At 70.4% G+C, this 13,429-nt stretch carries 10 protein-coding genes; 5 read left to right on the forward strand and 5 right to left on the reverse strand.

What is annotated here, in order from left to right:
- Positions 1-50 precede the first annotated feature (50 nt).
- Positions 51-3,434, reverse strand: coding sequence for an ALF repeat-containing protein (locus OG521_25150; protein ID WUW23878.1), 3,384 nt, complete (start codon positions 3,432-3,434; stop codon positions 51-53).
- Between the two features lie 588 nt (positions 3,435-4,022).
- Between OG521_25150 and OG521_25155 the strand changes: the two genes are divergently transcribed.
- Together OG521_25155 and OG521_25160 are read left to right on the forward strand one after the other, a co-directional pair.
- Positions 4,023-4,466, forward strand: a complete 444-nt coding sequence (locus OG521_25155) for a hypothetical protein (GenBank protein ID WUW26792.1) — start codon at positions 4,023-4,025, stop codon at positions 4,464-4,466.
- 78 nt (positions 4,467-4,544) lie between these two features.
- A complete protein-coding gene (locus OG521_25160) occupies positions 4,545-6,794 on the forward strand; it encodes a trypsin-like serine protease (GenBank protein ID WUW23879.1) in 2,250 nt (749 codons plus the stop codon).
- Between the two features lie 138 nt (positions 6,795-6,932).
- Here OG521_25160 and OG521_25165 read toward each other — a convergent pair whose 3' ends face one another.
- Entirely contained in the window at positions 6,933-7,556 is a 624-nt protein-coding gene (locus OG521_25165) for a histidine phosphatase family protein (protein ID WUW23880.1), read from the reverse strand.
- A 179-nt stretch (positions 7,557-7,735) separates the two neighbouring features.
- Here OG521_25165 and OG521_25170 point away from each other — a divergent pair, with 179 nt between their 5' ends.
- Positions 7,736-8,791, forward strand: coding sequence for a redoxin family protein (locus OG521_25170; protein WUW23881.1), 1,056 nt, complete (start codon positions 7,736-7,738; stop codon positions 8,789-8,791).
- Positions 8,792-8,895: 104 nt separating this feature from the next.
- Positions 8,896-9,561: a nitroreductase gene (locus OG521_25175; GenBank protein WUW23882.1), complete on the forward strand. Its 666-nt coding sequence runs from the start codon at positions 8,896-8,898 to the stop codon at positions 9,559-9,561.
- A 90-nt stretch (positions 9,562-9,651) separates the two neighbouring features.
- On the opposite strand, the gene OG521_25180 is transcribed toward OG521_25175, so the two are convergent.
- Positions 9,652-10,419 (reverse strand): hypothetical protein, encoded by a 768-nt coding sequence (locus tag OG521_25180; protein ID WUW23883.1) that lies wholly within the window; start codon positions 10,417-10,419, stop codon positions 9,652-9,654.
- A gap of 379 nt (positions 10,420-10,798) precedes the next feature.
- Here OG521_25180 and OG521_25185 point away from each other — a divergent pair, with 379 nt between their 5' ends.
- The gene (locus OG521_25185; GenBank protein ID WUW23884.1) at positions 10,799-12,148 is read left to right on the forward strand and encodes a hypothetical protein; all 1,350 of its coding nucleotides are present in this window, start codon (positions 10,799-10,801) and stop codon (positions 12,146-12,148) included.
- 75 nt (positions 12,149-12,223) lie between these two features.
- Here the strand turns inward: OG521_25185 and OG521_25190 are convergent, their stop codons facing one another.
- Together OG521_25190 and OG521_25195 are read right to left on the reverse strand one after the other, a co-directional pair.
- On the reverse strand, positions 12,224-12,418 hold the full coding sequence (locus tag OG521_25190; protein WUW23885.1) for a DUF397 domain-containing protein: 195 nt from the start codon (positions 12,416-12,418) through the stop codon (positions 12,224-12,226).
- Entirely contained in the window at positions 12,418-13,263 is an 846-nt protein-coding gene (locus tag OG521_25195; GenBank protein ID WUW23886.1) for a helix-turn-helix domain-containing protein, read from the reverse strand. The genes OG521_25190 and OG521_25195 overlap by 1 nt, the downstream gene beginning before the upstream one ends.
- Between the last annotated feature and the right edge of the window lie 166 nt (positions 13,264-13,429).

Consider the following 13,429-nt stretch of genomic DNA (forward strand, 5'->3'; position numbering starts at 1 on the left):
GAAGGGAAGGGGGCGCCGCATGACTGCGGCGCCCCCTGGGCGGGAGGGGATCAGGCCGCCAGGCCCCAGATGTCGCTGAGGCCCTTGGTGATGCCGGAGACCAGGTCCTCGCCGGTGTCGGTGATCTTGCCGACGATGGGCTTGACGAGACCGCCGCCGAGCGCCTTGTCGGCGGCGCCGACCCACTTGTAGGCGCCGAAGGAGACCAGGCTCAGGCCGGTTCCGACGGCGGACTCCCAGAAGGCGCCGCTGGTGAAGCCGTGCTCGATGCCCGTGAAGAGGGTGCCCAGGGCGCCCGCGCCCGCGGAGACGCCGGCGAAGAAGCCGGCCGCCGCGAGGGCCGGCGGGAAGACGAAGGCGGCGAGGGCGCAGCCGGCGGCCAGGAATCCGGCGCCGACGCTGATCATGTTGGCGGCGTCGGCGTAGAACTGGGCGTCGTTCCACCACTCGTCGGAGTCGCCGCCCGCAGTGCCGTTGGGGTTGACCTGGTTGTTCTTGTCGTTGTCGGCCGGGTTCTGGTGCTTGTTGCGCTGTTCCTCGGCCGCGAGGGCGGCCGCCTTGGCCCTGGCGATGACCTCGGCCCGCTTCTTGTCGGCGACGATCTGCTTGGCCTGGGAGTACGCGGCGGCGGCGGCCTTCGCGTCGGCGCCGGCCGCGAGCTCGGAGGCGCGGGCGGCGGCGGCCGACCGCTGGGCCTCGGCGGAGGAGGCGAGGGCGGCGCGTGCCGAGTCGACGGCCTTGTTCGCCGAGTAGTTGGCGGAGCGCGCTGCGCCGTGGGCGGTGGCGGCGGCGTTCTTCGCCGTGGTGGCGGAGGACTGGGCGTCGGCGGCCGACTTGTCGGCGGCGTTCGCGTTGTCCCGCGCCTCCTGGGCGTAGTCGTCGGCCTTGGCGGCGGAGTCGAGGGCCTTCTGCGCCCACTCCTGGGCCTCGTCGGCGGCGTTACGGGCGTCGGCGGCGGCCTTCGAGGCGAGGGCCGCGTCCTCCTGCGCCTTCTCCGCGATCTTCGCGGCCGCGGCGATGGCTCCGCGGACCGCGGCGACGTGGGTGGCGGTGTCGTGGTCGAGCTGCGCCGTGCGGTACTGGATCACGGTGATGAAGTTGCGCAGCATCCAGGCCGGGCCCTCCAGCGCGACCTCGCCGTAGGCCTTGGTGAACGCGCCTCCGGTGGCGATGAGTTCGTTGGTGCGGACCCCGTCGTCCTCCTTGACCGCTATGGGGTAGGCGGTGTCGAAGAAGTAGTTGAGGGACTCGGTGGTGTTGTCCTCCAGTGCGTCGTTGGCGGCCTTCGTGACGGCCTTGCCCGCGCCCTCACCGAGGATCTTGTTGATCGCGACGCTCAGTTCCTCGTCCGAGGCGCGCTTCATGCCGCTGGTGAGGAAGTCCCCGACGGCGAGAGAGTCGTTGCTCTCCAGCGCGGCCGCGGCGGCCGCGGCGACCATGGGTGCGCCGATCGTCGCCACGTGGAGGGTGGTCTCGCGGTCGTCCTGCCCCTGGGCGAGGGCCCGGTCGAGGTCGATCCAGGCGAAGACGTCGTCGTCGGAACCGGCGAGGGCGTGCTGGGCCGCTTGGCGGGTGTAGGCGCCGCGGGCGTCGATCAGGGCGATCGCCGCCTGCCGGCCCAGGGTCGCGGCGAGTGTCATGTCGCCGGAGTACAGGGCCGTTTCGGCGTTGGCTATGACGTCCTTGGTCTCCTGGCTGGTGCGCTCCGCCATGAGCCGCTTGTCGCGGACGTCGGACAGCTCGTTCTGCTCGATGGCGGCGAGCTGCTGAGCCTCCTCGATGGCCTGCTGCTTGTCCTGCAGCAGGGTCTGGGCCTCGGCGGCGCGGGCGTTCTTCTCCACTTCCAGGGCGTCGGTGATGGCCTTGGTGGCGACGTTGGCGGCCTTCACGGCCTCCGCGGCGTGGGCGGTCGACTTGTTGGCGTAGTCGATGGCCTTGCCCGCGTTGAGGACGGCCTCGTCGGCGGCGGCTGCCGCCTTCTCGGCGTGGTCGGCGGCGGAGTTGGCGGCGACGGACGCGGCGCGGGCCGCGGCCGCGGCGGTGGTCGCCAGGGCCTGGGCGGTGGAGGCAGCGTTGCTGGCGCGGTTGGCGGCGCTGGTGGCGATGGCGGCCTGGCGCTTGGCCTCGTCGGCCTCCGCCTTGGAGGCACCGGCCGCGACGGCGGCCTGGGCGGCGGCGGTGGCGGCGGCGGCCGAGTTGCGCGCGGCGGAGGCGGCGGAGTTGCCGGCCGCCTTGCACGCGTCGCCGGCGAGGGCGGCCTTCAGGGCGGCGGCGGCAGCCGAACGGGCCTTGCCTGCGGCGTTCTTGGCGGCGACGGCAGCGTTCTTGGCGGCCGCCGTCTTACCGGCGTCCTTGGAGGCGGCGATCGCGGCGTTGTAGGCGCGGGACGCGGCGCTGCCGGCCTTCGAGGCGGCCTGTGCGGCGCCGACGGCTGCCCAGGAGGCGCGGCGGGACGCCTGCACCGCGGCGTTGGAGGCGTTGATCGCGTTGCGTGCGGCGTCCGCCGCACCCTTCGCCGCGCTCGCCGCCTTGCGGGCCGCGGCTGCCGATTTCCGCACATCGCTCTGGGCGGCGGACGCCTCGGCGGCGGCCTTCTCCGCGGCTTCCTTGGCCTTCGCGGCGGCGGTCTCTGCGCGGGCCCCCGCCTCCACGGCCAGGTTGGTCTCGCGCTCGGCGCGCTTGCCCTCGCGCTCGACGACGGCCACCAGTTCCTCGATGGTCGCCGACTCCTGGTCGCGGGCGCGCGCGATGTGCTGGCCGGTCTCCATGAACCACTCGGCATCGGCCGCGGTGCCGCTGAGCGCGCGGTCCGCGTACTTCTGCACCTCCGGACCACTGTTCACCATCATGGCGCTGACCTGGACCAGGGTGTCCTCCAGGCGCGCGTCGTACTGCTGGTCGGCGAGGAACGCGGTGAGTTGCGACGCGGTGCCGGCAGTCAGGGCGGCGTTGGCCTCGCGCACCACCGCCTTGCCGCCGGTGGCCGCGACGATGCTGGTGGCGACCTGCAGGTCCTCGACGATGGCGGGGCCGAAGCCGTCCTTGAGGAAGGCGGCTATCGCGGTGTCGCCGTTGTCCAGGGCGGCGACGGCCTCCCGGCGCAGACCCTTGCCCGCACGGTCCAGGCTGCGGACGATCGCGACCCGGTTGTCCTCCACGGTCTGCTTCGGCAGCGTCTCGGCGAGGAAGGTCTGGATGCCGGCGTCGCTCCCGTAGAGGGCCTCGACGGCGGCGGCCTTGACGCTCTTGCCGCCGGTCAGCCACGCGTTGACGACCCTGGCGCGGTCGGTGTCGGGCAGCGGCACCGGCTCGGGCGTGGTGCCTTCGGCGGCGGTGGCGGTGGCCGGTATCAGGATCGAAGGGGTGGCCGCGACGGCGGTCACGGCGGCGAGCGCGCCGAGCACGCGGCGTCTGCTCCAAAATGTCGTCTGCATAGGGGAATTCCTCGCAAAGGCGGTGGAGTGAGGCCCCTCGCAATCTTGCGGGCAGGGCTCGCCACGGAATGCGGCGGGGCAGTCACTGGATTCCGGTGACCCTATCAACGCGCGGCCATAAAAGCCGAGTTGCTTATTCAGGCAAGGCAACTGGGCCTTCATGGAGGCATTTACGTGACGGTATCTGGATAAGTCAGCGCGATTGCGGCGCGAATGTTTACGTGTCCCTCACAACTACCGATACAACCTTTTCAAATGATGGCGAAGATCACACTGTGTGCGCGAGCATTGCCCGTTTTTGAGTGGAACGCGATTTTGGACTGAACCTTCTCTCCGTGTTGGCATGACGGGGTCGCCTCAGTGACGCATCGTCATGACCCTTTGCCACGAGGTCGGGCGAGCTGTCCCGAGGCGAATTGAATGAGCAGCCCTCGGATGCGGGGTCTGTTTCGTATGCCTGTGATCCCGTTTTTCGAACTGAGGAATGCAATGAGGAGACACGGAACAATGACCATGCGGCAGCGGAGAAATCGGCTCGCGGTAAGGATTCTCGGCACCGTGGCGACCGGCGCTCTCGCGATCCTCGCGATGACCACCGGCGTCCTTGGGTCGCCCGCCCAGGAGTCGCCCTCCAAGCTGGTCGCGGACGGAGCCCCGGGCTACGCCGTCGAGGACTACGACTACCCGCAGGCCGACAAGATCCTGGCGGAGAAGAACATCGTCCTGAAGCGCGGCGACGGGCACATCACGCTTGCCGACTGTGTGGCCGGCACCGGGCAGCTCGAGCTCCTGGCCCGCCACAACGGCGCCAGGATCTGCTTCAAGGTCGTCGGCAACGAGGGCTGGCTGAGCCTGGAGATCCCCGCCGTCTACTCGTTCAAGGGCAACGACTACTCCACCACCGTCGACATGACCGTCGGTGACGAGGAGAAGAGCTTCGACATCATCAAGAACACCTTCACCCCGGTGGGCGAGTCCGTGGACGACGAAGGCCGGGAGCACATGCTCGTCGAGATCCGGACGGCCAAGTAGCCGCGCTCAGGGTCCCGCAACAGCCCTGTTCAGCACCGCAGATCCCTCGTCCACGTTCAGCAAGGAACCCTGAAACCCATGCGCCTTACCAGACGCTCCCGCGTCCTCGCCGCGGCCGCCTCCCTCGTGGCCGCGCCGCTCGCGCTCTGCGCCGTACCCGCCGCCGCCGTCACCGGACCTGCCTCTGAGGCCTCCGACACCACCCACGCCTACACCGCGCAGATCGTCGTCGGCACGAACGACCGTGGCTGCTCCGGTGTCCTGGTCGACTCCGAATGGCTTCTCACCGCCGCGAGCTGCTTCGCCGCCGACCCGGCGCAGAGCCTCTCCGTGACCCCCGGGGTCCCGGCGTCGAACGTGACCGCGACGATCGGCCGCACCGACCTCACCTCCACCTCCGGTGCCCAGCGCAAGATCGTCGAACTGGTGCCGCGTGCCGACCGTGACGTCGTCCTGGCCCGGCTCGACCGGCCCGTCACCGACGTCGCCCCGGCCCCCCTGGCGACCACCGCCCCGGCTGCGGGCGAGGAGCTGAAGTTCGCGGGATACGGCCGCAGCAAGGACGAGTGGGCGCCGCTGAAGCTGCACACCGGCACCTACACCGTGGACTCGGCCGCCGCCACCACGGCGGCCGTCACCGGCAAGGACGCCGCCGCGTGCATGGGCGACTCCGGCGGCCCGGTTCTCCGGGGTACCGGCGCCGCGGCCCAGCTGGTGGCCCTGAACAGCCAGTCCTTCCAGGGCGGCTGCTTCGGCACCGACGAGACCCAGACCAGCACCGCGGGCGTCACCGCCCGGGTCGACGACCTGAAGTCCTGGATCGACTCCAAGGTCGGCGCCCCCGCGATCACCGACTTCAACGGGGACGGCGTCGAGGACATCGCCGTCGCCGACGCCAAGGCGACCGTGGGCGGCAAGGCCGGAGCCGGCCTCGTCCGGATGGTGTACGGCGGCGGCAAGGGCATCGCCCAGATCGACCAGGACCTGGACTGGGTGGGCGGCGCGGCCGAGGCGAACGACGGCTTCGGCGAGACCCTGGCCACCGTCGACTACAACCAGGACGGTTACACCGACCTGGTGGTCGGGTCCCCGGGCGAAGCGCTGAACGGCGCCGCGAACGCGGGCATGGTCGACATACTCTTCGGCGGCCCCAGCGGCCTGGGCACCGGCGCGGTGAAGCACAAGGGCCTCGAACAGGGTGCGGGCACCGGCGCGATCTCCGTCTCGACCTCCGAGGCCGGCGACAGCATGGGCAAGGCCCTCGCGGCCGGCACCACGGCCGAGGGCCGTCCGTGGATCCTCATCGGTCTGCCGGGCGAGTCCGTCGGCCCTTCGGCATCGGGGGTGCGGAGCGAGTCCGTCGGCAGCGGGGCCGCGGCCGGAATGGCCTTCTACGTCTACGGCGACACCAGCCGCTCCCTCCACCAGGACCTGCCCGTCGCAGTGCCCGGAGCGCCCGAGGCGGGCGACCGGTTCGGCGCCGCCGTCGCCGGTGACGGGAACTACTTCGCCATCGGCGCACCCGGCGAGGACCTCGACGCCAGTGCCGACGCCGGCCAGGTCGCCCTGTTCAGCCACACGCTGGACGCGGACGGCCGGCCCACCAGCATCGGCGGCGTCGTCCAGGGAAGCGGCGGGGTGACCGGAGCCGCCGAGACGGGCGACGAGTTCGGTGCCGCCCTGGCCATGACCGCGTACCGCGCCTCCGCCTCCGCGGGCGCCAACACCTCGATGCTGGCCATCGGTTCGCCGGGCGAGACCACCACGGTCGCCGGCGCCGCGAAGGCGGGCGCCGGACGAGCGGTCCTGGTGCGTATCAACGCCGACAGCACCTGGACCTACCTGCGCGAACTGCGTCAGGGCGAAGCGGACGACACGGTCTCGGGTACCTCGGAGGCCGGCGACCGGATGGGCGAGAGCCTGACCGCGATCAACACCGCGCCGCGCGCGGTGGCCACCACCTCCACCCTGCTGGTCGCCGTCGGAACCCCGGGCGAGGCCATCGGCACGGAGACCCAGTCCGGTGCGATCCACACCTTCTCGATGCTGGGCTCGGCCGGTGACAACGACCTGTGGATCGAGGCCGGAGACGGCGACGGCATACCCGGCACCTCCAAGGCGGGCCAGCGTCTGGGCGAGAGCATCCACTTCACCGGCACCCACCTCTACGCCGGTCTGCCCTACGGACCCAGCACCTACGGTTCGCTGTACGCCCTGCCGATCGGCAACGTCATCCCCGGCGGCACCGACGGCGCGGTGACCACGTACCAGCCCGGCACCGGCGGCCTGCCCGCAGCCGGCGACGAGTTCGGCCACGCCGCGCGCTAGGCGAGGCCCTCTGACGGCCCGGGCCGGTCCACGACGCGAGTCCTGGCGGCCCGGGCCTGCCACGAAGTGAGGCACTGACCGTACGGTCCGCCCCCGATCCCGGGGGCGGACCGCAGTCGTTCCGGGGTCCACGCCCCCTCAGATGTGAAGGTCGTCCGGAAAGCAGTCCGAGCGCAGCTCCACGGGCAGATGCCCGGTGTCGTTGTAGAGGAGTACGGCGGCGGGCCGGCCGGGCTCGTACCGGATCACGGTCAGTGCGGCGTTGGCGTGGTAGAGGCCCATCCACCGCCATTTCGGAGCGTCGAGGGCATCCCGGAGGAGCCAGCCGGTGAGGAAGTTGTGGGTGACGAGCAGTTCATGGCGCGGCGCATCCCCGTCCACCGCCCCCGTGAACCGGACGAGCGCCTCCCGGGCCAGCTCCGGCCCCTGTTCGCGCTCCTGGGCCGGGAACTGGGCCAGGCGGGCGACCATGGCGTCGGCCGACTCCGGAGGCAGCTCGGCCCGTTGGGGCAGGTACGGAAGGTAGTCCCCGGCGGGTGCGGACACCTGAAGGGGAACGCCGTCGAGCTGCTCACCGATCAGCTGAGCGGTCTGCGCGGCCCGGGGAAGGGGACCGTGGTGGATGGCCGAGAGCGGGCAGCCCCGGAGCCGCTGCCCCAGCAGAGCCGCTTGTCGTCGGCCGCTCTCCGTCAGCTCACTCTCGTCCGGTGAGGCCTCACCGTGTCGCGTGAGATAGAGGTAGCGGGTGGCTGTTCCGGTCATGGAGGCGAGATCCTCTGGAAGCGTGTCGGTGATCGTACGAGTCCCTGGACGGACGCCGCCGGCTGCCCGCGTGGTTCCGGCCGCGGGCGGGGAAGCCGCGCAGGTTCCGGGGGCCCGGGGACCTCGCCCGGCAGGCCCTTGACGTTGCCCCCGAGGGCAGGGTTTACGTTCGTCGCACGATGAGGATCAGTGCTGTCGCGCGGCGCGCGGGTGTGACGACGAAGACGGTTCGCTACTACGAGTCGCTGGGCCTGATCGCGCCTGCCCGGCTCGCCAACGGCTACCGGGACTACTCCGAGCACGAGGCCAGGCTGGTGCGGGAGGCCCGGGAGCTGAACCGCCTGGGGATTCCGGTCGAGCGAACCCGTCCGTTCCTGGAATGCCTGGCCGGCGGCCGGGAGCACGTGGACGACTGCCCGTCCTCGCTGGCCGGCTACCGCGAGGCCATCGACGACCTGACCGAGCGGATCGAGGAACTCACCGCCCGCCGTTCCGTACTGGCCCGTCACCTCCACGAGGCGGCCCATCGCAACAGCCGAACCGGGGGAGCGGACACGGAAGGGGACAGCGCGAGCGACCCCGCCGACGGACCGGACACCGAAGAGAACAAGAAGGCAGTCGGCCCCGCCGACGGACCGGACACCGAAGGGACCACCGCGATCGACGCGAACGCACATCTGATCCGACTCCCCGCGGACCTGCCGGTCCCCGAGGACGACGGGGCGGCCGCGCACCTCCCGGGCCGGGCCGTACCGGAGACCGAGCTGCCCGACACCACAGGCGGCACCGTCGCGCTGCACACGCTGGGCGAGGGCCGGTCGGTCATCTACTGCTACCCACTCACCGGACGCCCCGACACAGACCTCCCCGAGGGCTGGAACAGCATCCCCGGAGCACGGGGATGCACCGGCGAGGCCTGCGACTTCCGGGACCACCACGACGACCTCGTGGCCGCCGGCGCGACCCGTGTCTACGGCCTGTCCAGCCAGGGAACGGCCTACCAGCAGGAGGTGGTGGACCGGCTGCGCCTCCCGTTCCCGATGCTCTCCGACACCGCGTTCCGCCTGTCCACGACGCTGGGCCTGCCCACGTTCGAGGCGGGCGGGGTGTCCCTGTACAAGCGCATCACGCTCGTCGTGCGCGACGGCGTCATCGAGCACGTCTTCTATCCGGTCTTCCCGCCGAACGAGCACGCGCGGCAGGTACTCCGATGGCTCCGGGACAACCCCGCCTGACCGGAGGGGAGTTCCCGGCCGCACCCTGGTTGCCTTGGCCGGGGGAGACGCAGCGACACTCGTCGAACCTGGACCTGGAGCAACCGTAGGGAGGATCCGAAGCCGTGGACGTGTATGAGGCCGTGGACAGCCGCAGAGCCGTGCGGGCGTTCAGCAATGAACCGGTGTCCAGGGAGGCGCTGGAACGAGTGCTGACCGCGGCAACGCGGTCCCCGTCGAGCGGGAACCTCCAGCCGTGGCGGATGTACGTCGTGGCCGGTGAGCCCCTGGCCGAGCTGAAGAGGCGCGCGACGGCCCGGGCGGTGGCGGGTGACCCGGGTGACGACCGGGAGTATCCGATGTACCCGGCCGAACTGAAGCCCCCGTACGCGGACCGGTTCTCCGCCGCGGCCGCCCAGCGGTACGAGGCTCTGGGAATCGAGCGCGACGACCCCGGCAGACCTCGGCGGATCGCCACCTTGAACGCGCAGGCATTCGGGGCGCCGGTCGTCCTGTTCTGCTACGTCGACGAGTCGATGGGCCCCGGGCAGTGGGCCGACGCGGGGATGTACGTACAGACGGTCATGCTGCTGTTGAGGGCGGAAGGCCTGCACAGCTGCCCCCAGGTGATGTGGACCATGTACCGCAGGACCGTCGGCGAGACGGTCGGAGCCGACGACGGCCTCGTACTGTTCTGCGGTGTCTCCGTGGGATTCGAGAAGGTGGACGTGCCACGGCTGCGTACCGGGCGGGCGGACATGACGGAGACGGTGAGCTTCATCGGCATGTGACCGCCGGGCATCTCCGCAGTCGCATGCTGGGCGGCGCACCGGCGGCCGTCGGTGCGGTGAGCGATCCGCGGATTGCGCGCGCGCCTCGCCTCAGTAGTGCCACCGGTTCGCACTGGCCTGATAGCCGCAGGTGATCTTTCGCCCGGCGGCGTCCGTGGTCGTCGCCCCGACATCGGCCTTCCGGCAGAACTGCCCGGCGTGGTAGCAGTTACCGGCGTTGGACCGGATGCTGCACACCTGCGTACTGCCGGAGCCACCACCCGCCGAGGTACCCCCACCCGAGCCGGACCCACCGCTGCTGCCGCCACTGCTGCCGCTGCCGCCGGGCGAGGACGACCCGCCGCTGCTGCCGGACGTACCGCTGGAAGAGGAGCGCGGCGGGTGCGCGCACGACTCGTTGACGCCCACGATCTTGAAGGCGAGCCTGGTGGTGGTGCTGTAGCTGCCGGAGGACGAACTCTGCGAGCACACCTTCCAGTTCGATGTGCTCACCACGGAACGCCGAAGCTCGCTCGCGTCCGTGTACGACACGGACTTGACGTGGTGTCCGCGGGCGTCGGCCACGGCCTTCCGGAGGTTCCACCCCGTGTAGTTGCCGACCGCCTCCAGGACGACCGGCTTCTTCGAGGGCGTCGCGGAGGGGGACGTCGAGGCGGTGGCGGGCGGGGACGTGGAGACCGTGGCCGAGGGGGAGGCCGAAGCCGTGGCGGACGGCACCGTCGATGTGCTCGCCGAAGCCGCGGCCGAAGCGGCGTCCTGGTCCCCGGCGGAGCACGCCGAGATGCCGACGGAGAGGGCCATGAGCCCGACCACCAGGGCTCCGTAGGCCCGTCGGGGCTTCTTCCTTCCCCACTTCATGCCCTGGGCACCGTTGGATATCGAAGACCTCGGTGCATCCCGAAGAGACATGCCGCCCCCTGCTTCTTGTTCTCGATCGTTGCTGCCGCCCCACGACTGCGCCTGCTGCGCCGCGTCGTGTCGTGTCGTGGATGCGCGCCGACGCCCGAGGTGAGAGTCACCAGGAGCGCCAGGACGGTGAGATCTTAAGACTTTGTGAGGATGGTGTGTAGCTGGTATCGATATTTCGTGATGATGCGCCGGTGTCTCTGGTACGGGCGCTCGCGCGACGGCCGGCTCGGTGCCCCGGCTTGCGGGCTCTCCGTTCCGTGACCGAACCGGTCGTCATTCGTGCTCCCCACGAGAGACGCACCTGTGCAGGCTGGTGCGGGGGGTTCTCATGCGCAGACTGCTCGGTCTTCTGATCCTTCTACCGCTGCTCACCGGCTGCTTCGCGCCGTCGCCGCCGCGCATCGGGGCGGACCAGGATCCCGAGGCCGCGTTCCGGGTGCCGCTGCCCGTACCGACGGATGCCTCGGGCGGTTGGGCTCTGGTGAACCGCCGCATGGGGATCATCGGGCAGGGGACGGTGGCGGCGAGGTTCGACGAGGACGGGAAGGTTCTCTGGCGTACGACGCTGCCGGATCAGTTCGCGCTCACCGGCCGCCCGGGTGGAACACACGCGGTCGCCACCCCCACCGGAGGCCCGCTGACACTCGTGGGCGCGGCGGCGTCCGGCCGGATGCCCGGCATGGCAACACTCGACCCCGTCACCGGCCGCTTCACGAGACTGGCCGCGCCCCCGGCCCGCCCGCCGGGGCAACTCCGGCTCGTCACCGTCGCGTCGACACCGGGAATCATCCACCAGGCGGTGGCCGCCACGTGCCTGCCCGGGGCCGCCTGCACGCTGACCGCCTGGGACGCCACCACCGGCAGGATCCTGTGGAAGCACCGAACCCGCGGCCCGGCGGTCTTCGCCGCCCCCTGCAACCAGGAGGGGGCCGGGGCATGGGGAAGTGCGGACCTCGGCCGGAAGTGCAGTCCGCTGGTCTTCGTCGCCGACGGCCGGCTCATGACGCTCCGGCGCGGTGAGGACCGGCTCCACGCCTGGCCCGTAGAACTGCCCCGAGGCGACATCGCCCAGGTGATCCCCACCCTCTACCGCACCCTCGTACTGACCACCCCGCACGGCCCCGGCTGCCAGGCCCGGGCAGCGGCGTACGACGTCACGACCGAGTCCCCCGCCCCGGCCTGGCAGCACACCTTCACCTGGGACCAGCCCCAGGCGGCCGTCCGCGAAGGCTGCCGCAGGGACCCGTCGATCCCGCTCCTCATGAGCTACCGCCTGACCCTGCCGGATGCGGCGGGCGCCTTGATCGGGGACGAGTACCACGGCACGTTCCCGCTGCGCCTGAAGCCGGGCGAATACCCGGTCGCCCGCAGGAGCAGCATCCTCGCCTACCGTGCGGACGGCACGTACCGCGACCCGAATCCCCATCCGGGTCCCGATCCCACCCCGTCGGACACCTCCCTGCACCGCCCCGCCGAACTCACCCCCACCGCACAGGACATGGGCCAGGGCGCCTGGTACGTCCCCGGGAGGGGCCGGCGGGGCGAGATCATCGCCGTCGACGTCTACGGCAGGACCGCCTGGCGACGAACGACGAGTGGGCCGCCGTTCTTCCTCTCGGACAACAGGCTGGTGTACGCGCACGGTGCGAGCCTTGTGGGGGTGCGGGCGCCGGGGTGAGCGTCCGCGTCCTCGTTCCTATAGGAAGGCAGGGAGGTTATGGGGCTGCGTCTGCTCGGCAACGGCAGCTCTCAGTCAGCGAATCTCGCCTGCCCGTACCGATCCGACGAAGTCCGCCCAAGCTGCTGGGCCGACGTGGAATCGGCCGCTGCTCGGCCGCTTGCTGTCGCGCACAGATGCGCCGACGGAGGTGAAGGCCGCTTCAATGCATTCAGTCCCGCTGCCCCCGCTGTATGACGACTTGAACCACTGGGTGTCCTCGTGATCCATCACAGCTCCTCGCAAACCTGGTTCAGGAGCGCGGTAGAGGACTGGAGATCCAGCGCCTGCGCGCGCAAGTACTCGAACGCCAACTTATAGCGTTCGAGTTCCCGCGGCTTCTCCATGAACAGCCCGCCACCGATGATGTCCACGTAGACCACATCGAGTTCAGGTGCCGACCCACCCAGGATGACGAAGCTGCCCACGGCCGCTGCATGGGCCCCCGCTTCGAACGGCAGTATCTGCACCGTGATGTTGGGCTGGGCCGATGCTGCGATCAGGTGCTGCAACTGTTCACGCATGATGGATCGCCCCCCGACCATCCGTCGGATGACTGCTTCGTCGATCACTGCCCAGAGGTGTGGTGGCTCATCACGCGCGAGGAGCTCCTGACGCTTCATTCGGATGTCGACCATGTGATTGATCTCTTGGTCGGTACATCTCATCTCTGACGCTCGGTGAACTGCCTCGGCGTACGCGCGAGTTTGAAGTAGCCCTGGAACGTACATGCAGGCGTAGTGACCCTCACTCACCACCTCGTCTTCGAGGGTGAGCATGAGGTTCATGGATTCGGGGATTGGGTCGGCCAGCGACCGCCACCAGCCTTGGATGCGAGCTCCTTTGGCCAGATCGACCAGCGATTCTCGTTCCTGGTCAGACGCTCCGTACTCCCGGCAAAGAGCGTCCACGGCAGGCCACTTGACCGTTCCTTCCTTCGTCTCGTATCGACTCAGCGTGGCCTTGGAGATACCCACGCGGGCACCCGCCTCCTCCAAGGTGAGGCCCTTTGCGTCACGGAGGCGGCGCAAGTCTGCTCCCAGCTGACGCCTGCGGGTAGTCGGTCCAACTGGCATGTCTTCGGCCCTTCAAGTCGGTCTCCGAGAGGGTGCATGGCGCCGAGCCGTGCGAGCAAGGTGGCGCACGACGGGGGCGCGCGTCGAGGTTGTGCACTCCCGAAAGATCGTGGTGAGAGTTCCATTTTGAGAGTTCCACTGTCACCTTATGAGACGAGGCGGGAGC

This window comes from Streptomyces sp. NBC_01463 (assembly GCA_036227345.1).
In the GTDB taxonomy this organism is placed as follows: Bacteria; Actinomycetota; Actinomycetes; order Streptomycetales; family Streptomycetaceae; genus Streptomyces.